This is a genomic window from Ruegeria denitrificans (assembly GCF_001458295.1).
Classification (GTDB): domain Bacteria; phylum Pseudomonadota; class Alphaproteobacteria; order Rhodobacterales; family Rhodobacteraceae; genus Ruegeria; species Ruegeria denitrificans.
On the sequence record NZ_CYUD01000008.1, the window covers coordinates 124,139 to 146,068 of the forward strand.

General features: G+C 54.7%; 15 protein-coding genes and 1 tRNA gene. 10 read left to right on the forward strand and 6 right to left on the reverse strand.

Going from position 1 to position 21,930, the window contains the following annotated elements:
* Nucleotides 1–55 precede the first annotated feature (55 nt).
* The gene (locus tag RUE5091_RS13450; RefSeq protein WP_058282439.1) at nucleotides 56–445 is read left to right on the forward strand and encodes a VOC family protein; all 390 of its coding nucleotides are present in this window, start codon (nucleotides 56–58) and stop codon (nucleotides 443–445) included.
* A gap of 541 nt (nucleotides 446–986) precedes the next feature.
* Complete coding sequence (locus RUE5091_RS13455; protein WP_058282440.1) at nucleotides 987–2,171, forward strand: aminotransferase class I/II-fold pyridoxal phosphate-dependent enzyme; 1,185 nt, start codon at nucleotides 987–989, stop codon at nucleotides 2,169–2,171.
* A gap of 495 nt (nucleotides 2,172–2,666) precedes the next feature.
* Here the strand turns inward: RUE5091_RS13455 and RUE5091_RS13460 are convergent, their stop codons facing one another.
* Nucleotides 2,667–4,724, reverse strand: coding sequence for a DEAD/DEAH box helicase (locus RUE5091_RS13460; RefSeq protein WP_058282441.1), 2,058 nt, complete (start codon nucleotides 4,722–4,724; stop codon nucleotides 2,667–2,669).
* A 1,556-nt stretch (nucleotides 4,725–6,280) separates the two neighbouring features.
* Here RUE5091_RS13460 and RUE5091_RS13480 point away from each other — a divergent pair.
* Nucleotides 6,281–6,365 (forward strand) — tRNA-Leu (locus tag RUE5091_RS13480).
* A gap of 118 nt (nucleotides 6,366–6,483) precedes the next feature.
* Here RUE5091_RS13480 and RUE5091_RS13485 read toward each other — a convergent pair.
* Together RUE5091_RS13485 and RUE5091_RS13490 are read right to left on the reverse strand one after the other, a co-directional pair.
* Nucleotides 6,484–7,005 carry a hypothetical protein gene (locus RUE5091_RS13485; protein WP_243470784.1) on the reverse strand — a complete coding sequence of 174 codons (522 nt, stop codon included), beginning with the start codon at nucleotides 7,003–7,005 and terminating at the stop codon, nucleotides 6,484–6,486.
* Nucleotides 6,974–7,732 (reverse strand): helix-turn-helix transcriptional regulator, encoded by a 759-nt coding sequence (locus tag RUE5091_RS13490; RefSeq protein ID WP_058282446.1) that lies wholly within the window; start codon nucleotides 7,730–7,732, stop codon nucleotides 6,974–6,976. The genes RUE5091_RS13485 and RUE5091_RS13490 overlap by 32 nt, the downstream gene beginning before the upstream one ends.
* Before the next feature lie 612 nt (nucleotides 7,733–8,344).
* On the opposite strand from RUE5091_RS13490, the gene RUE5091_RS13495 reads away from it, so the two are divergent.
* The 5 genes from RUE5091_RS13495 (at nucleotide 8,345) to RUE5091_RS13515 (ending at nucleotide 16,699) form a co-directional block, all read left to right on the forward strand.
* Entirely contained in the window at nucleotides 8,345–10,489 is a 2,145-nt protein-coding gene (locus tag RUE5091_RS13495; protein WP_058282564.1) for a hypothetical protein, read from the forward strand.
* Nucleotides 10,490–10,619: 130 nt separating this feature from the next.
* Complete coding sequence (locus RUE5091_RS13500; RefSeq protein WP_058282565.1) at nucleotides 10,620–12,605, forward strand: hypothetical protein; 1,986 nt, start codon at nucleotides 10,620–10,622, stop codon at nucleotides 12,603–12,605.
* 140 nt (nucleotides 12,606–12,745) lie between these two features.
* Nucleotides 12,746–14,881: a type I secretion system permease/ATPase gene (locus tag RUE5091_RS13505; RefSeq protein WP_370732280.1), complete on the forward strand. Its 2,136-nt coding sequence runs from the start codon at nucleotides 12,746–12,748 to the stop codon at nucleotides 14,879–14,881.
* Between the two features lie 11 nt (nucleotides 14,882–14,892).
* Nucleotides 14,893–16,245, forward strand: a complete 1,353-nt coding sequence (locus RUE5091_RS13510) for an HlyD family type I secretion periplasmic adaptor subunit (RefSeq protein ID WP_058282447.1) — start codon at nucleotides 14,893–14,895, stop codon at nucleotides 16,243–16,245.
* A gap of 79 nt (nucleotides 16,246–16,324) precedes the next feature.
* Nucleotides 16,325–16,699 (forward strand): rhodanese-like domain-containing protein, encoded by a 375-nt coding sequence (locus tag RUE5091_RS13515; protein WP_058282448.1) that lies wholly within the window; start codon nucleotides 16,325–16,327, stop codon nucleotides 16,697–16,699.
* A 4-nt stretch (nucleotides 16,700–16,703) separates the two neighbouring features.
* Here RUE5091_RS13515 and RUE5091_RS13520 read toward each other — a convergent pair whose 3' ends face one another.
* The gene (locus RUE5091_RS13520) at nucleotides 16,704–17,504 is read right to left on the reverse strand and encodes an alpha/beta fold hydrolase (RefSeq protein ID WP_058282449.1); all 801 of its coding nucleotides are present in this window, start codon (nucleotides 17,502–17,504) and stop codon (nucleotides 16,704–16,706) included.
* A gap of 49 nt (nucleotides 17,505–17,553) precedes the next feature.
* On the opposite strand from RUE5091_RS13520, the gene RUE5091_RS13525 reads away from it, so the two are divergent.
* Entirely contained in the window at nucleotides 17,554–17,928 is a 375-nt protein-coding gene (locus RUE5091_RS13525; protein WP_058282450.1) for a hypothetical protein, read from the forward strand.
* Between the two features lie 61 nt (nucleotides 17,929–17,989).
* Here the strand turns inward: RUE5091_RS13525 and glyA are convergent, their stop codons facing one another.
* Nucleotides 17,990–19,285: a serine hydroxymethyltransferase gene (gene glyA / locus RUE5091_RS13530; RefSeq protein WP_058282451.1), complete on the reverse strand. Its 1,296-nt coding sequence runs from the start codon at nucleotides 19,283–19,285 to the stop codon at nucleotides 17,990–17,992.
* Between the two features lie 168 nt (nucleotides 19,286–19,453).
* On the opposite strand from glyA, the gene RUE5091_RS13535 reads away from it, so the two are divergent.
* Nucleotides 19,454–20,215 (forward strand): NAD kinase, encoded by a 762-nt coding sequence (locus RUE5091_RS13535; RefSeq protein ID WP_058282452.1) that lies wholly within the window; start codon nucleotides 19,454–19,456, stop codon nucleotides 20,213–20,215.
* Nucleotides 20,216–20,474: 259 nt separating this feature from the next.
* Here the strand turns inward: RUE5091_RS13535 and RUE5091_RS13540 are convergent, their stop codons facing one another.
* Nucleotides 20,475–21,914 carry an amidase family protein gene (locus tag RUE5091_RS13540; protein WP_058282453.1) on the reverse strand — a complete coding sequence of 480 codons (1,440 nt, stop codon included), beginning with the start codon at nucleotides 21,912–21,914 and terminating at the stop codon, nucleotides 20,475–20,477.
* Nucleotides 21,915–21,930: the final 16 nt, after the last annotated feature.

Below are 21,930 nucleotides of genomic sequence, written 5' to 3' on the forward strand. Positions count from 1 at the left end.
TAATTGCCGATGCGATCAACCCGTGGGTCGAACTATTCTCAAGAGGAGATGCCAGATGAAAATGTACATGAAGAGTATAGCTGTTGACGATCAGTCTAAAGCTCTCGATTTTTACACGAGCAAACTCGGTTTTGTTGTGAAGCACGATATCCCTCTGGGTGAACATCGTTGGCTGACATTGGTTTCGAAGGAAGAATCCGAAGGTGTGGAATTGGGGTTAGAGCCAAACGCACATCCGGCAACACGCGACTATCAGGAAGCACTCAAGGCCGATGGCATTCCGGTTTCAGCATTCAGCGTTGATGATATTGAGGCAGAGGTTGCCAAACTTGAGGCAGCTGGCGTTGAGTTTACTCAACCTCCTGTGAAAGCAGGCGGCGCGACGATGGCCGTCTTTGACGATACCTGCGGAAATCTCATACAGCTCGTCCAATTGCATATTTGATCATCAAAACAGAAATTTTGCCAGATTCGTGAGACCTGACGTCGTCGAGGCTAATAATTGGCCGCTAACTCCGCAAAGCCCTATTGGCAAAGTTAAAGTATTGAATGTCCGGTTCGGACTGATTGCAGACACTTAACGTCGGATTGCTGAGCCGAGACTTCCGCTAGCACCGGTAACAATTGCAACAGGGGGACCATCTGAAGTGATCTCCGCAATTGTGCTCTAGGATTAACTGGAATGGGCGAATGCACTCTTCACCCAAAAAATTCCATTGGCTGTATTCGAAAAGTTAGAGTTTTTCTGGTCCAGCTTTCCGAAGCGACGATGTAAATTTTGCATGGCAATAGACCCTGCTGTTCATAGATGAGGATGCCGGTTCCGAGGCGAATAAGGAATTAGTTTCAAGGCGTGGGCTTTGAAGGCACACAAGTCAAATGGTGAAAAAGGCTGCAAAATAATGCGGAACTGGTATCTATATTCTGTTCGACAATACAGTATCCGTTCTGTGCTCGCAGGGCCGACATCTTTTTAGGAGCGTTCAATGTCCATGACTGCCCGCCGTGCAAACGCTGCTGCGCATTCCATCCAGAAAGTCGAAGCCTTCTTTACAACCTACAATGCAGCAGTGAAGGAAACGCCAGCAGTCGCAGATTTCACGTTTGGCAATCCGCATGAAATGCCTTTGCCCAGTGTAGTCAATGCGCTGAAGACGCACGCCGAACCTCAGAGCGTGGATTGGTTCGCGTATAAGACCAACGAAGCGGACCCGTGTGCGTTTCTGGCAGACGCCTTGTCCAAGGAGTTGGGGCTTCCGTTTGAGGCGGAAGACATCGCGCTGACCAAAGGTGCCTTTGGGGCCATCAAGATGTGTTTCACCATGCTTCTTGAACCCGGAGACGAATGCATCGTGCCGCTGCCGGGCTGGTTCTGCTATGGGCCGATGCTCGCCGCTGCCGACGCCAAAGAGGTGCAGGTGCCTCTGGGTCCAGACAGTTTTGACCTTGATCTGGAGGCTATAGCTAATGCCATTACCCCGCGTACCAAGATCGTGGTTGTTAATACGCCTCACAACCCGACAGGTCGCATTTACTCGCGTTCTGATCTGCAAAAGCTCTCCGATCTGCTCGAGGTTAAGTCAGCTGAGATCGGTCATCGAATTTGGATTTTGTCTGACGAACCCTACCGCCGCATTCGGTTTGACGGTATTGGATTTACGACACCGGCGGCTGTCTATCCACACACACTGATCGACTATTCCTATGGGAAAATTCTTCTCGCACCCGGTCTGCGTCTTGGTTATCTTGCGATCTCTCCAACCTTACCTGCTGCGGAACGAAAAGAGCTTCAAACTCTAAGGTTTGCAGTGCAAATGGCGGATGGTTGGAATGTCCCGGATGCTCCATTGATCTATGCGCTGCCAGATCTTGAAAACGTCTCAATCGACATTGCTGCCCTGGCTAACCGACGTGAACGTATGCTTAGTGCTCTTGGCCAATGGGGATACAGGATGACAAAGCCTGAAGGCACCTTTTATCTGTGGGGAAGAGCTCCGGGCGGTGACAGCGATGCCTTTGCTGAATGTCTTCAAAAGCGCGGCGTCTATGTGATGCCAGGAACAGTTTTCGACCGGCCAACGGATTTTCGTATTTGCCTTACTGCTACTGACGAAATGATAGAAAACGCAATGCCTGCATTTCAGGCTGCCGCGAACCTAATGCTGGAATGAGAGCTGACGTCCGAGCGAGTGATAGGCATATCGAAAAAATTACAGCTTAGTTCGTGATGTGTGAGTTCGCGCGACGCTAGATCATGCTAGCGCAGCGAATACCTCGTTTCGACGGGTCGCGACGCAGCATTTTGACTCAGCTGCGGAAGGCAGCTTTGGATCAGATTTTCCGTGATTGGAACAAGCCAAATGGCGACAAATTTGCGCATCACTTATTGAAATGACCTGACTTCTATTACGGCCGGAAATCTTTGGGCTCCTGACAAAAGCGGGTTCCGACGCAATCCTTTTTGTTGGCGGCGCCAACGAAAGTGGTGATTAGGTGAACGGCCCGCGACTTTGCTCTTGCAGGGAATAGCCGCAATGTAGGCTGCGACGCCGGAAATACGACGCTGTTCGAGCGGTCGCTTTGGGCCGAATATTTGCGCCAAATCACTATTCTTTGGATAATCCGCAGATATCTTCCAACAGGCTTATTGATAGGTGCCTGGGTGCTCAATTTCTCTTAGAAGGCTTGCGGAAAGGTCTAGCTTCTCCGCCTTTGCCGTTTTTGTTTTTTGAACGCGGCGCGTTTGAGGCTTTGTTGTTGGTCTTTTGAAGCGCCTTTCGTGCTCTCAGAGGTTTGGATGGGTCAGAAGCGTTCTTGTCTCGTTTTTGCTGCTTCTCATCCGCCGTGGCGGGTTGTGGTTTTGCCTTTGCCAGCTCGCTTGTCGGCTGTGCCTGCAGAGCCTTACCCTGTTTGGACTTGTCTTTGCTTGCTCGTTTTTTCGATGTGCTTTCAGCGGGTTTCCCTTTGCCCTTTGGGCGAGCGAATGCATTCTGGGTATCTTGGTCGGAATGTTCGGAGCCGCGCGCAGCTTTTGGCGGCTTGCCTGAACGAGGTCCTCGGTATTTGGCTGCGTCGCCTGACGAATAAGGTGCCGCCGGCGGCCCTTTAGGAGAGGCATCGAAATCTGGTGTGCCGGCCAGCTCAGTCAGTGTTGCACCTTGTTCTATGGTTAGTTCAGCCCCCAATTCCTGTTTCATCGCAGGCACAGCATCATTGGCAATCTCGACAAAGGTTTCTTGGTATTGAACGCGGATTGCGCCGATGGCGTCTTTGGATAAACCCGTGTTGCGGCACAGCATTGGCAACAACCAACGCGGCTCTGCACGTTGTTTGCGCCCCAAAGAAAGTGAGAACCACGTGCTTGGCCCAAATGCTGCGCGCCTATCAGTGTTGCGTTTTTCGGACTCTGGCATCGTGCTTAGGATTTCAGGTGCCGAGTGGCGCTCGCGGTAAAGGCGCAAATAGGCTGCGGCGACCTGCTCTGGAGTTCTTCCCTTGAGCAGCCGTTCAGCAAACGCTGTTTCCTCGGCACTTGGCAGCTCATCCAAGGCGGGATTGGAAATAATGCGTTCTTCTTCCCGTGCAAACACCTCATCCGCAGAGGGCGGGACGCCCCATACGGCCTCTAACTTGGCTGTCTTCAGCAAGCGCTGCGCCTTTGAGCGTTGCCGACCTGGCACGATCAAGATGGACGTTCCCTTGCGCCCGGCGCGGCCTGTGCGTCCAGAGCGATGCAGCAATGTTTCCGAATTTGAAGGAAGATCAGCATGGATCACCAACTCTAACCCAGGAAGATCAATGCCGCGGGCGGCTACGTCCGTCGCAACGCAGACCTGCGCGCGCCTGTCACGCAGGGCTTGCATCGCATTGGAGCGCTCTGCCTGGCTTAGCTCTCCCGACAGTGAGACGACAGAAAATCCCCGATTAGAGAATTTCGCGGTCAGACGCGCAACCATGGATCGGGTATTGGCGAACACAATTGCGGTCTGAACGTCGTGATAACACAGCAGATTGATGATCGCTTTTTCGACATCTGACGGGGCCACGTTCAGGGCACTATAGGTAATGTCCGAATGCTGCGCTTCTGCGCTTCCGACCTTGATCCGCTGCGCATCTTCTTTCTGGTAAGTCTGGGCGAGCTTGGCAATGCCTCGCGGAACAGTGGCCGAGAACATCAAGGTGCGCCGGTTCTTGGGTGTTTGATCAAGGATGTATTCAAGGTCTTCAGCGAACCCCATGTCCAACATTTCGTCGGCCTCGTCGAGGACAACTGTCCGCAAATCGCTAAGGTCGATCACCCCACGTGAGATGTGATCGCGCAGCCGCCCAGGCGTGCCGATAACGACATGTGCACCGCGCTCAAGCGTCCTGCGCTCAGTGCGCATATCCATACCACCTACTGCCGACGCAGTGACTATCCCGGCCTCAGCAAACAGCCAGTCGAACTCTCGCCGAACTTGCAAGGCCAGTTCGCGCGTGGGTGCGATGACCACAGCCAATGGCGCCGCTGGTCGGCCAAATCGACCGTCCTTATCAAGAAGTTCTTCCGCCATTGCCAGCCCGAAGCCCACGGTTTTGCCGGAACCGGTTTGCGCAGAGACAAGCAGATCTTTTCCTGCCAACGCTTCTTCTGACACAGCCTCTTGCACTGGCGTCAAGCCGCTATAGCCTTTTTGGGACAGCGCTGCGGCTAGGGTTTTCGGGAGGGCAGAGAAATCTTGCATAGGTCACCAAATGCGGGGAAAGACTAGCCGATAGTGGTATTTGGTTCAGATGTATAGCCCGTAATGTGCGCCCGAAAGAGATTGTATCAACTTAAGGAAACCAACTTTCGCACCGGCGCAGTCAATGGCCGCTGCGATTCCACCGTCAATGCGTGTCGTGATTTGCTGTATTGATCGCCAGCCCACAAAAGACCAGACCCGTGAAATATTGGTCAGCCCTTCTGGTTGTCGGAATCTGAGAAATTGTTTTTTTTGATTTTGCTATGACGACAATCACCCCACCGTAGATCAACAATGCCGAAAGGAGCAAAATCATTGCGAGTACCATGATTTGAAGCACCCCCGAGCCTTGGTGAGGGTCCGGAAGCTGAGGGAATAGGACCAATTAGAATAACGCGGCCTTTGGGTTTTGAAAAACCGTGAGCAGGCCCTGACGAAACATCAGCTAAGCGCTGATTCTGGAACCATCCTGAATTTGATCTTGACCTGCCGCTATCGCAGTGAAGGACTGCCGCACCCAAAATAGAAGGTAAATCACGACTACGATCATGACCGCATCATAGGCCATCGAAATAGCGAGGAAAATCTGTGACAACCCCAGAGCCAAGGCGGCAAGAAGATACCCCCAGTCAAATTCGCCGGGAGATGGGGTTTGTACAGTCAAGTGAAATGGATAGTTCGGTCGAAGAGCTCTTTTTGATTAACCGGCCTGGTTCAGGTCCCTTTGAATCAAGCGAGTTTCACCTGATGATCGTCTAGCTGAATTCGATGGAATTTCCGAACAAGTAGATGCTGGAAGGTTTCGTAATACCTTGAACGAATTCGACCCAATCGGGTCCGTAAATACGCTCGAAAGAGTCCGGATAGGCCCAAATTGCGTTGTGGTAAGTAAATGTTGTCAGCAAAACACCCAGCGTACAGGCGCTGGCGAATTCCTTTTGTTTGCCTTTGAAAAACATTGAAACAAATAAGCCCGCCATACTTGCCAGTACAATTCCGACGGCGTCTTACATGCCGGGTTGCCCAGTTCCGGGTACGTTGACCAGCTGCGACTGAAAATAGCGTGTCAAAAAAACCGCCAATACACCCAGAATGAATGCAACAATGAAAGAGCCGGGGTAGGACAACCGTTTCCAGATGCTATCGGTTCTTGGCGGAGTGGCTTTGCTGGCGGCGACTTCTGCGCGATGATTGATGCTTGTGATGCGGTCTTGAAATGACTTCTGCTCTTTGTGCATGGGGAAACCCGGAGAACTCAATATTTCGCCTTAATCAGATAAACCCGGAGTAGCCAAGCACTTCGATGCATGCAACCCTTGCGCGCGAATTCTGATTCTGCGGAGCAACCGCACAGCGTTTGGCAATCAGATGAACGCGCGACCAGAAGGTTGATCGTCAAAAATCGTTTGCGCGTTCATTTCATGGCCCACATGTGCAAACTAGGTTTAACCGGAATGTTGTCGGTTCTCTTGATGAGGCCAACTTAGCGGCTTTTCAATCTGTTTGGTTGGCAGTAAGAGTTTCAGACGTCACCCGCATTAAAGCTTAGGTGGCATGCGGATGTGGCGAAACTGGTAAACGCAAGGGACTTAAAATCCCTCGCCCTAGGGCTTGCGGGTTCGATCCCCGCCATCCGCACCAAACTTTCCCAATATGAATCCAAGTCTGGCCCCGTCTTCACCGGAAGGGCGCCAAAACAGATGAAAAACTATTCCAGTTTGATCGCTAGGGCATTTGATATTGGAAGGATGACGGGCGGTCAGACAGGAAAACCAAGTTGAGTGATCAGGCGCCAGATATCACGGTTTGCCGCCGACAATTGCGAAACGATATTCTCAATTTCCTGAATGGCCTGTTCATCAACGGTGTCTTCGCGCCCCAGTTTAATATCGGTCTTTCGATCAGCTATGCGCATCAGAATGGTCTTGGGGTTACCGCTGTCAGCATCGAACGAATAAATACAATGGTTGAACTTGTTCCGAATAGAAGACAGTTTGGTCAGCCGATGCGTATGCGCCAGGATCGGATCTCGGATCTCAGCAGGGCGGCCTTCCATCTTGGCAAGACGCTCAACCAGGTCGATCCGGGCACGTGTTGTGTTGAGCGTCAGGAAAATGATGACCGCCACATCCTTCTGCGTACCGCTTAGGCCCGCGATCATGTGGATCAACAGGCTTTCGGTGTTGGTCCACATGTAGTTCAGTTTTCCGACCAGCAGAATCAGACGGTCAAAACGGTTTTCCAGTGTTTCACTCAACGGTCTGGCCGTGCGCTTCATCATGGGCCACTTCAAAATAAAATTGAGCGGCCGCTGTTCTGTTACTAACACCGATCTTTCCCGCAACATTGTGCATGTGCAGTTTCACCGTGTGTTCGGTAATGCCCAGATTCAAGGCAATAATCTTGTTGCTCTGTCCTTTGGACACAAGATGCAGAACCTGTTTTTCCCGCCGTGTCAGTCGCGAATAAATCGGATTCAGTTTCTGTTTCGGCTCTGCAGGTTTTTCATGTACCACGCGAGGTTTGTTCCGGGGTCGCGAATTGGATACGCAATCGGCCAGAAAGCTGGGCAAATAGAGCTCTTCATGCATCAGCAGACGCAGAATCGAGCGCCATACATCCGGGGCGACATTCATGGGCAAATACCCTATATCCCCGAACTGTCCGCGGTCCCAGTTTTCAAACAAAGAGCGCGCGGTGTCTTCTTTGCGGTATGCAAAGGCAAGACAACCCGAGCCGTTCGCTTCGGTATAGACATCCGGGCGCGCCAGCAAATCGTCCAGCATGATCTGGTCGACGACAACGACGTTACTTGTGGCTGAATTTGAAAAATTGGCTGATTTCAGGTGGGCGATGTCATCGTACCTGTGCGCGGCCACACCGAATTCGGACTGAACACTCCGTAAAGTCTGGTTTGAGAAAAAGAGTTCCTTGCCGATGAAATTAATCGAGAAGTCTTCGGTGCAAACATCTATTTGGGCAACACTATCCTGTAACGGATTGCTCATTATTTCCCCCTATGAACCCTCGCCACAAAATCGGTGGCGAAATCGTAAACAACAATCGAAACACAAATTAACGGCAAATTAACCGAAAATCTCAAGAAACTATATAACTATACCTGAAAGACTAATTTTCTTCAATGATCCGTATTGTCCTGCCAATTAGGTCTAGAACTTTTGGTTAGGTTCACCAAGTGACCTCTCTTAAAAATAGTGGAAAATTATGGATTTAACCGATCGGTCGAATTTCCGCCTCATTTTTGTGGTTTTGCCTGTTAATTTTGGGTTAACTTAAAAATAACGCAAATAAATCAAATGGATAAGATAACTAATGCTTTAGGGCAGCTTTTCAGACAGTCCTCCTGCTGCGACCATGACTCTGCTTCAATTTGGGAAGCTTGGTTCCTGACGTGTCTGCGATTCGCGAATTTACGCGAATCTTGAATATCGCGGACAGCGCATCGGCTTAGCCGGGAAAGGGAGGTGGCAGAAGAACTCATATCTATAAGCCCGCTTCATGCGCGTTTAGCGCTTGAATGCTTCAAATTTGTTTTAACCGCGCTGTTTACCGTTTTGTAGATGAATGACGGTTGGGCGCTTAAAAAGTGGAATTTTGAAATGAGTAGACGCAACCATCAACAACCCGTAAATGATATCACTGCCATCGGCGAAGTAGAGGTCGAAGAGGCCTATGTTCATATCGATGCAGACGTGAATGTCGAAGATGCAGAAATTGATGCGAACCTGAATGAGCAAGAACAAAATGCTGATCAGGACCAGACCCAGGATCAGGACCAGACCCAAGATCAGGACCAGACCCAGGATCAGGAGCAAACTGCGGATCAGGACCAGACCCAGGATCAGGATCAGACCCAGGATCAGGACCAGCACCAGTACAATGGTGACAACGACAACAGCAATGACAACTCGAACTCTGTAAGCATCGACTTTGGCGAGGATGGTCTCCGTCCTGATGACACCGATCATGTCGATGTTGACGTGTACGATGGTGGCTCGGTCGAAGACGTTATCACGGTTGGAAACGACTTTGACTATGATCCGGGTGATGACATGAACCTGGATATCTCGTTAGATGGCGAAGGCAACGACATGCTGGCCATCAACAACCAGATTGCCGAACTGAATGATGATGACCATCTGGGCAATGCTAGTGTGTCGAACGTTGGCAACTTCGAACAGAATGGTGATGCTTGGGGTGGTGAAGCCAATGCTGCTGAAGGTATCGCATCGCACGCGGACGGTGGTGACTCCGGTGACGGCGGCACAACCTATGGCGGCGACGCCTCATCGCAAACCGAAGGTGCCCATGCCTATGCCAGTGGTGGCACCGCTGGTGACGCTAACGCTGACGCAGACGCTGGTGACGGCGGCGACACAGGTGACGCAGCGAACTTGGGCTTGAACGTCGGTAAAGGCTACGCGGACTCTGATGGCTCCGGTGACGGTGGCGACAGTGGCAGTGCGGATGCCGACTCGAGTGCCGACAATGACGGTTCTTCGGACGCGTCGGATTCTGACAGTGACGGTGGTGACGGTGGCAACGCCGGATCAATCGGTCTGGGCCTGGGTGTTGGTCTTTCGGGCGCTGGCAATGACGGTGATTCAACCGGCGGAAGCAACGACTCCGACGCTGATGCTGATCAGGACAGCGATGCCGACAATGACTCTTCGACCGGAAACGCAGACGGCGGCGACAGCGGCGCTGGCAACTTGGGTCTGGGTCTTGCAGGTAGCCTTGCAGGCGGCCTTGCTGGTAGCGATGCCAGCGGTGACGGCGGTAACGGTGATGGCGGCAATGCCAATGGCGGCGACGCTGACAACAACGACGCAACTGGCGGTGCTGGTAGCGGTGGAGCCGGTGGAGACGGTGGTCCTGAGTTCTTTGAAGGACCGCAAGGCGGCGGCGGCGACGGCGGCGCTGGCCCAGGCGGAAACGCTATGAATGACACCAGTACTGGTGGTGGAACCGGCGGCGAAGGTACCGGTGGTTCGGGTGACGGCGGTGACGCGGATGCGGATGCGGATGCGGACGCGGATGCTCAGGGTTTTGGCGATCAAACCGCAGACTCGGCAGCCGGAGCCGGTGGGACCAACGATACCGATGGTTCGGCTGATGCTGACGGATCTGCAGACGCTATGGCCGACGGTTTTGGCGGCGGCGGTGGCGCACTTGATCTGGATGCGACGTCGGATGGCAGTGGTACCGGTTCTGTCGATGCGGACAATGACGCTGGTGACGGCGCAGATTCCAACATCTTCGCGACCGCGGATACTGATGGTTCTGCTGACAGCCTTGCCGATGCAATCTCGGGCTATGGCGGTGCCGGAAGCTCGGACAATGATTCAACGGCTACCGGATATGGTACATCGGACGGTATGGCCAAGTCCGGCTTTGGTGGCGGCGGCGGTGCTGCACAAGCCACTGGTGGCGAAGGCGGCGATTCCAAAGTCAACCTCGATATCGGTGCCACTAAAGGCGGCACGCAAGAGGGTGGCGACGCATCAGGCGCGTATTCGGGTAACGGTGGCGCTGGCGGTAATGCCGGTGACTGGGGTTCGAACAATGGTGGCGATGGCATCGTGAACGGTGAATCCTATGCATCGGCTGCTGCGGTCGTCGATACATCGGCCTTCAACCAGTCGATCGTCATGGGTGCCAACGTTCTGGGCAACTCGGTCGATACGACCATGGTCGGCGGTAACATGTCGTCGAGCTATTCCAGCGACGACACCGACGTTTGATCATCAAAGGCAGAGCCCGCTCGGGTGGGCTCTGATCCCTTAAGAAAATCGCCGGGGGCGCAATTTGCGGCCTCGGCCCAACTTAACCTAAGCCGGAAATTTTATGCCGGTGCGGGGAAAGGAAACCAATATGGCACTCGACAGTATTACGGAACAAATTGCACATTTTGTTGGTACTTTTGAGCTTACGACCGAACAGGCCCGTTGGCGTGAATTTTATGAAGAATTTGTGGCTCAGCGCCGGAAGGCAGAGCTTGAGGAACTGGAAGATCCAACCCGCGTTAACATTAAAGCGCAGCTTGAGTTGGACCCGGGCGAATTTGGTCCAGCCCCATACACTTTTGTGTCTGCGCAGGCTGATACGCCCCTACCAACCACAGTATCCAACTTGAATGATGATACAGGTCAGGCACCCAGCACGTCGTTCGGTCCTGATTTCAGCCTGCCTGAAGATGCGCCAGGCTTTAGCTCTTTTACGCAGATCGTCATAAATAATGAAATTATCGTTCAGGAACCTGAATATATCAGTGATCTGATTGGATCGGCGGTCACCTACACGGTGCAGAAGATCCAGTTGAACGACAATGATGTCATAGGCGAGAGCGAATTCCGCGAAATCGAAACGCTGACGGAGCACGCCGAAGCATTGCAAGACATAGCAATGTCCCTGCATGCCGTATCGGCCCCGTCGATCCATATCGAGGATTACCAGTCCGGCGAGGCTGTTGAGCAACTCATTGAACAGATGCAGTCGCCCATAAATGTCGAAATCGAAGGTGCCACGATACATCAGTTTCATGGCGAGGACGCGACAGGCATGATCGTGAATGGCGAACATGTCGACGAACTGCCGGATTTTCTGGATCTCATACCAGAGCACCACAAAGAGGATCTGGTAGCGGAAGACACAGACGATGATGAAGTCGCCGAGGACGACTATGCCGAGGCATTGCCAGCCGAATGGAACCAATCCGAGGACCCTGAATTTGTGGATGGTCATACGGTAGTTGCTGGCGGCAACTTAGCCGTCAACGAAGTTGCAGTAACCGTCGGCTGGGTCGATGCGCCCAATATCGTGGTCGGTGGACAGGCCGTTAATCTGACCGTCGTCAGCCAGGTCGCTGTCGTCAGCGACGTCGACGAAGGTGCGGATGGTGTGCAAAGTGAAACGAATGTGGTCCAGTCTTCGCATATCACGACCGAAGCCAATGAAGCATCGTGGGTGGCAAACAATGTTGCCGAAGACCCCGGACAAGAACCGATTGTCGCCATCGACTGGATCTCCGGCGACCTACTGGTAACCAATTTCATTGAACAGACGATCGACGCGACGGATATCGACCACATCTCAACCGAGATCACCGCATCGTCTACGGCCTATACGTTGGGTGACAACACCATGACCAACGTGGCCAACGTTGTTGAGTTAGGCAGCTACTATGATGTGATCATTATCGGTGGCGACATGGTCTCGGTCGACGTTGTGACACAAACTATTGTTCTATTGGACAATGACGTGGTCCATGGTGCCAATCCGACCGAAGCAGAAGACAATCTGGTGATGAATCAGGTTTCGTTGACGACAGAAGGGGAAGATACCCACGAAGAGCTCAGCGAAAACCTGGCCAGCACGGTATCTCTGCAAGAGGTCGATACTGATGCGCTGGAGGACGCGCTACTGAACGATCCGTTGTTTGCCGGGACGGAACTGGTACGGGTTCTGAAGATCGAGGGCGACCTGCTGCAGGTCAACATCATTGATCAGGTCACCATGCTGCAGGATAGCGACGATATCTATGTCGAAAACCCTGGTGGGCAAGAAGTGTCCGGGTTGGGTGCCGGTAATGCGCTTTTGAACTCGGCCAATGTGACGAAAGTAGGTGTCGATTCCGTGGTGATGGCGCAAGAAGAAGCGTACTCGGATGTCATGTTGCATCAGGCAAGTCTGATCGACAGTCCGGAAGAGGAAAATGCCGAACTCGTCAATGAAGCGATCGCACTTCTGATGGAAGATGTCGATGGACCGGGCAACTCTGAAAATGCTCCGGGTCACAACAATCTTACGTCCTCTGAAGCGGCCACCATCGACGACGGCCTGCAATCTATGCTAGCGTAGTAACCCTGTTTGTTTGTTACGAGTGACTTGAAAGTTTTGACATGTCGATTGTATTTCCGTCGCGCCCGAGACGATACGCCAGTCCGTTGGATCGTAACGGTGGCGCCGTTTCCAAGCCGCCAAGTGCGAGCACATCTGATTTGAAACGGAAAAAAACCCCCGGATTGCGGCTAAGCGACGATTTTCGCGTTAGCAATTCGCAAAACGGTGAACGGGAGGCGGTCGTCAAAAGCGATGCGAGTGCCGACAAAACCGTGAAATCAGATTCTGAATATTACGAAGAAAAAGACGAACCGAACCTGCGTGCCGGACCTTCTGTTCGGCATAAGCAGCCGCAGCCTGCCGAAGACAGTGACCAACAGGGCAGCGGTGATGGGGTGGCCGACGTCGAGGGCCCCGATCCTGAAACCGTCAACAAGACGAGCGACCGTATACCCCCCGCGTCGCGCTCGGATGGCGGTGATCGCATGGGCACCACTATCGAGGCCAAAGCGAACGAGCCAATGCTGCGCAGCAATTCTGGTGGCGGCGATGGCAAAGGGCCACCCCAAACATTTCACAAGCGGACCCCGCCAGAGGATTTCCAAGAGACGCTGCGCACCTCGTTGCGGGCGATCTATCGCAATCTGGCCTTTGTATTGGTTCTGACGTGCGCGACGAACGTTCTGATCCTGGCGATCCCGATCTATCTGTTTCAGATCAGCGACCGCGTCCTGACCAGCCGGTCACTGGATACGCTGATCATGCTGACAGCCATTGTGGCCGGGGCAGTGATATTCCAGTCCGCCTTTGATGCGGTGCGGCGTTTCATGTTGATGCGCACCGCGGTTGAGGTGGCGGCCCGCCTGGGTGCCCCGGTTCTCAGTGCGGCGGCGCATGCTTCGTTGCATGGAACCGGGCGAGAGTATCAGACGCTGGGCGATTTGCAGCAGGTGCGGGGCTTTCTGGTTTCGGGCACGTTGATTTCCTTTCTGGATGTGCCATTCGCACCATTGTTCATCCTGATGATCTTCTTGGTTCACCCGCAACTTGGGATGATCGTGATGGTCACGGCGGTGTTGCTGATGACAATCGCATTCATCAACCAGCGGATGACGGCCAAACCCTTTGCTGAAGCAAACAAGGCGCAATCCATGGCCAACATGCATCTGGATTCGATGTCGCGAAACAGTCAGATCATCAATGCTATGGCCATGATCCCCGAAGCCGTACGCATTTGGGGCCGCGACACTGCGCAATCCCTAACATGGCAGGTTCGCGCACAGGACCGGAACGTGATCTTCGCTGCCATTTCGCGGGCAGTACGTTTGCTGACGCAGATTGGCATTCTGGGCTGGGGCGCATTTCTGGCGCTGCAGGGCGAGATTACCGGCGGTATGGTTATCGCGGCCTCGATCATCGCCGGTCGCGCATTTGCTCCGATAGAAGGGTCGATCGAGGGCTGGAACGGTTTCCTTCTGACCCGCGGGGCTTATGGCCGGATCAATCAATTGCTTTCTAACTCCGCCCTGCAATTCGAAAAACTGCGCCTGCCGCGCCCCGAAGGACGTCTGGACGTAGAACGCCTTCTTTATGTGCCGGGCGGAACCAAACGCGTTGTGCTGAACGGCATCAGTTTCTCGCTCAACCCGGGTGAGACACTGGCCATCATCGGCAACTCGGGCGCGGGTAAGACCACGCTGGGCAAAACGCTGGTTGGGTCAATCCTGCCCACATCCGGTAGTGTCCGGCTGGATTTGATGGATATCCGCAATTGGGACCCGCGCCAGTTTGGCGAAAGTATCGGGTATCTGCCGCAAGACGTGCAGCTGTTCCCCGGTACGATCAAGGACAATATCGGCCGGATGCGGGATGATGCGACTGATGAACAGATCCACGATGCCGCTGTACTGGCCGACGTCCACAACATGATCGCCACATTGCCGCAAGGCTATGAAACCGTGGTGGCTGCGGATGGCTCGCCCTTGTCCGGCGGGCAGAAACAGCGCATCGCGCTGGCGCGGGCGTTCTTTGGCAATCCGCGTATGGTGGTTTTGGATGAGCCGAACTCGAACCTGGACGTCGCCGGTGACCAGGCGCTGGCACGGGCTATCGCACAGGCCAGAGATAGCAAGATTACCGTGGTGGTAATCACGCAGAAGCCAACGCTGCTGAACGTGGTTGATAAGATTATGCTGCTTACAGATGGCCGTGTGGCTCTGTTCGGTCAGCGCGAACAAGTTCTGCAACAACTAAATGGGTCGCGCAGTAGTCAGCCCGGCATTCAAAAGAAGTAAGGGGGTGCGATATGAATGAACTGGTACCCGTGAACAATGATCCCAAAGACCCGGCCGTTTGGTATGCTGAGGTTCCGCGCTCGATCAATCGTTTGGTCGTCATTGGGCTGTTTTTGCTGATTGTCTGCTTTGGCGGTTTTGGCGTCTGGTCGTTCAGCGCGCCACTGGCCGCTGCTGTAATCGCGCAGGGCAGTTTTGTCGCTACCGGCCGCAACAAGATCGTGCAGCACCTGGAAGGAGGGATCATTCAAGAAATCCAGGTTGTCGAAGGTCAGGCCATCAAAGCCGGACAAGTTATGATGACGCTGGACCAGACTTCGGCCCAGGCCAATGATCGTGAGTTGTTCGTCCGAAAAATCCGCCTGCAGGCCATGTCCGAGCGCCTGAATGCTGAATACAATGAACTGCAGCGGTTGGAGTTTTCCCCTGAATTGACGGCCAGCGCGGACAATACAGAAGTACTGACCATTCTTGACGGGCAAAAGATCAGTTTTGATCTGTCCCGCAAGACGCTGTTGAACGACATCGCTCTGCTCGAACGCAACATGGAAGCCCTTAGAATTCGCTCCAGCGGGTTCAATGCACAGCTAGACAGCATGGTGCGGCGATCCGAAATCCTGCAGGAAGAACTCGAAACCAAGCAGGCGTTATTCGAAAAAGGTCTTGTGCGCAAAGGTGAGTTGAACACGATACGCCGGGTTCAGGCCGAGGCGGAAGGTCAACAGGCGCGTCTGCAGGCCGAAGCGGCCGAAATCAACCAGATGTTGCTGAAGTATGATGAACAGATTGATCGTACCCGTGCCGCGTATCGCGAGGCTGCGTTGGACGAGCTAGGCGTGATCGAAGCCGATCTGGAAAGTGTCCGTGAAAAAGCCCGTCAGGCCCGCAGCGTTCTGGACCGTGCAGTTGTGCGGGCTCCGGTGTCCGGGACGGTGGTGCGGCTGCACTATCATACTCCTGGTGGTGTGATTGAAACCGGTGAACCCATCGCCGAGATTCTGCCCGCAGACGCCCCACTGATCATCGAAGCACAAATTCCACGTACTGAGATCGACAGCGTTGTGACTGGGCAGTACGCGACTGTGCGCCTGGTGGGACTGAACCAGCGGACAACGCCGGTGCTGCAAGGTGAAGTGTTCTACCTGTCGGCGGACTCGGTGATCGAAGACGGCGCCGGTGCGCCGCAAGAGGTTTATCTGGCCCGCATCTCGCTTGAACCCGAAGAGATCGAGAGAGTGCGAGGCTTTATTCCAACCCCGGGTATGCCAGCCGAGATCATGATCCAGACCGAAGAGCGGACGTTTGCGGCCTATATCGCGAAACCTGTGACAGACAGCATGTCGCGCGCCTTTCGCGAACAATAAAGGGGCTGGCCTGACGGGTGGTCTACACCTTCCATTTTTTGCATGTTAACCTCTGGTAACTTTCACCGGAGGATTGCCGATGCCCTTGACCGTAAAAGACATGATGGAGGCTGCGAATGCGGTCGTCGAACGTGTGGATACCGCTTTTGCCCAGCAGATCTTGGGGCAGGGCGGATTGCTACTGGATGTACGTGATGCCGTTGAATTGCAGCAAAGCGGCCGGGCCAATGGCGCCCATCACGTCCCGCGCGGCATGTTGGAATTTCGCGCGGATGATACCTTGCAATCCCACGACCCCGAGCTTCGCAAAGATCGTCCGATCGTCCTTTATTGTGCTGCCGGTGGTCGCGCCGCGTTAGCTGGTAAGCTGCTGAAAGATATGGGGTATGAGCGAGTTTATAACCTTGGCGGATTGCCCGATTGGATTAATGGCGGAGGTGACGTCTCGGCCTAGCGGGTCACGCGTTCAGAAACGCCCGAACGGCGGCCTCGAATTCACGCGGTTTTTCGGCATGCAGCCAGTGGCCCGCGCCGGGGATTTTGGCAAATTTGGCCGCCGGGAACAAGGTGCGGATCAGCTCGCGATGTTCCGGTAGGACATAGTCGGAATCGCCACCTGACAGGAACAGGGTCGGACCATCCCAGCTAGCGTCCAGCTGTGGAAATCCCATGATCTTGGGCATCTCGGTCGCTAGAACATCCAGGTTCAGCAACCAACGTTGCCCTTGGACATCCAGCGACTGCGTGAAAAAGCTCTGCAGCGCTTTTTCGACACCCAGTTCGGCTAGTTGCTCTGACGCGTCCGAGCGCCGCTCGACCTTCGTCAGGTCGACAGCACGCATCGCCTCGATGAATTGAATCTGGCTGTGAGAGTAGGTGACAGGCGCAATATCAGCGACCACCAATTTGCGCAGCAGATCGCCGTGCTGCAACGCCAGCACCATCGCCGCCTTGCCGCCCATTGAATGGCCCACCACGTCGGCTTTACCGCCAAAACGTGCGATCACTTCGGCCAGATCATTGGCAAGGTCGCTATACTTGTGTTGATCGGTCCACATGCTATAAGCGTGGTTTCGCATATCGACGGCCACAACCTGCCGCTCATCAGCCAGGCGCCGGGCAATAACGCCCCAGTTCCGGGCCGAGCCATACAGCCCATGCGCAATAAGCAATGGGGGTTTTGCGGTCGGTTCACCATGTATGATCGTATTCAGCATAAAGGTGTGATACCCGCCGTAAATAGAAACGACCAGCCCCATTGTCGCCTTCGCAAGAGGCGGTTAAATTGCCGGGTTTGGAGGCCTCGTTATGTCGGACAACTCAGATATCCAAAGCCAGATTACCCAGACAGTTCAGTTGCTGCGTAAAAAGTTGGGTGTTCAGGACAAAACGCTGACGGCCTCGATCCGCAAGGCCAAGCGGCAGTTGCCTCGTCGGATTTACAAACAGGCGTTGCTGCTGGCCAATGCCGAACCGATGGCAGCCCATCCCAAGCTGCGGCAGGTGTTGGATACCCCGAAACTCGTGCGTGCATCAGAAGAGGTTCAGGCGCATCTCAGTGGCATCAACCTAGCTGATCGGCGTTTGGGTTGGTTTTTGGGAATGCTGGGCGGGCTAGCGTTCAACCTGATTGTCTTGTCGGTTCTATTGCTTATTTTCCTGTGGTGGCAGGGTTTTATTTAATCTATCGACACAAAAAAACGGCGCCCAAAGACGCCGTTTAGGCCTATGCTGCTCAACCTGATTACATGTTCGGGTAGAGAGGGAATTTGGCGCAGAGGTCAGCGACCTCGGCCTTGACTTTGGCTTCGGCGGCGCTGTTGCCGTCTTCGCCATTGGCGGCGAGACCGTCGACCACTTCGATGATCCAGTCGGCGATCTGGCGGAATTCGACCTCGCCAAAGCCACGGGTGGTGCCCGCGGGTGAGCCCAGACGGATGCCGCTGGTGATGGTCGGTTTTTCCGGATCAAACGGCACGCCGTTCTTGTTGCAGGTGATATGCGCGCGACCCAGAGCCTTCTCAGTCGCATTGCCCTTGACGCCTTTGGGGCGCAGGTCGACCAGCACCACGTGGGTGTCGGTGCCGTGGGTCACAGTGTCCAGACCACCCTTGATCAGCTGATCCGACAGCGCCTGTGAATTGACCACAACCTGCTTGATATAGTCCTTGAAGGTCGGCTGCAGCGCCTCGCCAAAGGCCACGGCCTTGGCCGCGATCACGTGCATCAGCGGGCCGCCCTGAATGCCGGGGAAGATCGCCGAATTCACTTTCTTAGCGATATCTTCATCATTGGTCAGGATCATGCCGCCACGTGGTCCGCGCAGGGTCTTGTGCGTGGTGGTGGTCGCCACATGCGCATGCGGGAAGGGGCTGGGGTGCTCACCTGCCGCCACCAGACCGGCGAAATGTGCCATGTCCACGTGCAGGTAGGCGCCGACCATGTCGGCGATCTCGCGCATGCGAGCAAAGTCGATTACGCGCGGGATGGCCGAGCCGCCGGCGATGATCAGCTTGGGCTGGTGTTCCTTCGCCAACGCCTCGACCTGATCATAGTCCAGCATGTTGTCTTCTTTGCGGACGCCGTATTGCACCGCGTGAAACCACTTGCCCGACTGGTTGGGGCGCGCGCCGTGGGTCAGGTGGCCGCCCGCATCCAGGCTCATGCCCAGAATGGTGTCGCCGGGTTGGATCAGCGCCTGGAACACGCCCTGGTTGGCCTGGCTGCCCGAGTTCGGCTGCACGTTGGCGAACTCGCAACCAAACAGCTCTTTGGCGCGGTCGATGGCGAGGTTTTCAGCGATATCAACGAATTGGCAACCGCCATAGTAGCGCCGTCCGGGGTAGCCTTCGGCGTATTTGTTGGTCATCACCGAGCCCTGCGCCTCCATCACGGCGGCAGAGACGATGTTCTCGGACGCGATCAACTCGATCTCATCGCGCTGGCGGCCCAGCTCAGATGTGATCGAGCCAAACAGCTCAGGGTCACGGTCGGATAGGGATTGGGTGAAAAAACCGGTATCACGAAGATTAGCGTTCATGGGGGCTCCACAGGGCTGGGTAAGAATCTTGCGGATTTCCTATCGGAAACGATTCATATGCAAAAGCTGTAAAGCGACGATTTGGCCCGCTGTGGCGTCAAGTCTGGCCTATTGGGGAAAGGTATGTTTGTTTCGGAACCAAATGCGTAACACCGGAAACCGGAAAAGATGACTAAGAGAATCGCCTTTCTTGCCAGCGACGTTAAAGTGGCACAAACCGCGCGGGAAAGCCTTGTGAAGCGGTATGGAAATGCAGCACCCCGGGATGCGGATGTGGTGGTCGCTTTGGGGGGGGACGGGTTCATGTTGCACACGCTGCACAATATGCAGCATCTGGATACCCCGGTTTATGGGATGAATCGCGGTACCATCGGCTTTTTGATGAATGAATTCCACGAAATCGACCTGTTAGAGCGTCTGGCCGCGGCTGAGGAAGAGGTAATCAATCCCTTGGCCATGCAGGCCATGGATCAGTCCGGCAAGTTGCGCGAGGCGCTGGCCATTAACGAAGTGTCGCTGCTGCGGGCCGGTCCGCAGGCTGCGCGATTGAAGATCAGTGTTGACGGCCGGGTGCGGATGGCCGAGTTGGTTTGCGATGGAGCCTTGCTGTCAACGCCTGCCGGATCGACTGCTTACAACTACTCGGCGCATGGGCCGATTCTACCGATCGGAGCGGATGTTCTGGCCCTGACGGCAATTGCTGCGTTCCGCCCGCGCCGGTGGCGCGGGGCGCTTTTGCCCAAGATCGCAAAAGTTCGTTTCGATGTGCTGGATGCGGATAAACGCCCGGTCATGGCCGACGCAGATTCTGTGTCTTTTCCGGATATCGACTGGGTTGAAATTCGTTCGGAACCGGCGATCCAGCACCGTATCCTCTTCGACCCTGGGCATGGATTGGAAGAGCGGCTGATCTCGGAGCAGTTCACCTGATGTCTCAAACGTGAACCTTTTTTCGACTTATGTGATCCAGTTCACAGGAGTTTGATTCATCGTTTGTTAATCTAGTCTTGCCCGGAGAACACGCCAAGGTGGGAGTGAGTGGCCACCAGACGGCGTTTTCGAATGATTGCGCAGTTTTCGCGCCGGCGAGGGTAGGTGGTGCTACGCTCGTTGTCAGATCTCCAGGTTTATTTAATCAAGCGGACCCCGGGCACAAAAACCCGGGGTCAATTTTTTGTAGTTACCCTGTTCAGGCGGATGTTCCCATTTTCTGCCAAAGCGGCTCGCACATCTGTCCCACACGCGATTCGATTGCGGCAGCGGCGTCGACGGCCATATCCTCGCGCCACTGCCGGGCGGCGATCTGAATGTTGATCGGTTGCGACCCCTGCGGAAGTTCGGCCAGACGTGCAGGTACACAGGCGGCGGGAAGTCCAAGAAAGTTCATCGCATAAGAATAAACGGCACAGCCCAGAACCTCGTGCACGCCTTCGGCCCCTTCGGTATCTCTGTCGGGTTTGAAGAAGGGCTGCGGCAGGAACGGTGACAGGACGAGTGGGTAATCCTGCATGAATAGCGACCATTCCCGGGCATAGTGGCTGCGCTTGGCCATCATCTGCAGCAATTCGGTGCCGGTAATGGGTGGGAACTCCTGAAAATAGACATCGAAAATACTGCGTATGGTTTGAGAACCTGCAGCCTCGATATCGTTTTTCAACAGGGTTAGGACCTCACCCATCAGTGCGCGGTATCCGGTGCGACCACATTCGAACACGTCGGGGGGCGAGACCTCTTGCACCTGATAGCCCGCGTCGATCAGCGTATCGCGTGCAGTGTCCAGCGCCTTATCGACTTCAGGGTGCAGCGCATAGCCAAAGGTGTCTTTGGTGAAGGCAACTTTGATCGGGCCATCACAGGGTGCACCATGCCAGGGCATCGGGACGTGAAACGGGTCGCGTGGGTCAGCTGCGATCAGGCTGGGCATCGACAGGTGAAGATCGGCAGCTGAGCGGGTGATTAAACCCTGCACCGACATGGATTGCGCCAGAAGTCCGCGCTCGACTTTTTGGCTTGGGTTCCAGGCCGGCACACGGCCAAGGCCGGGTTTTACGGTGACCGCGCCGTTGGCGGCGGCTGGAAACCGCAGGCTGCCGCCAATGTCATTGCCATGCGCAAGTGCTCCGATCCCTGCCATTACAGCAGACCCTGCACCACCCGAGGACCCTCCGGGCGAGATATGGCGTCCCCACGGATTGTGAGTGCGGCCGTGCAGCGGGTTGTCGGTATCGGCGCGGAACGAGAACTCGGGCGTATTGGTACGCCCGATCACTACGGCCCCCGCGTTTTGCAGATTACGGACGATCGGTGCGTCATCAGGTGCAATCACGTCTTTCAAAGCCACAACTCCGTTGGAAGTAGCGTGGCCTTTTAGATCGACGTTGATTTTGATTGTGACCGGTACTCCGTGCAGCGGACCAGTCGACGCGCCCTGAGCACGCGCCTTATCGAGGGCGCGCGCGCGCTCAAGCGCTTCGGAGCTCAGATCCTCGACCACTGCGTTCAGGTTGGGGTTGGCCTGATGCATCCTTTCTATGGAACTTTGCACCGCGTCCTCGGCGCTCAGTTTGCCACTGCGGGTCAGGGCGGTCAGGTCGGTGGCGGTCAGACGCCAGATGTCTGTGTGTGTCATGGGGCCTCACTGTCTT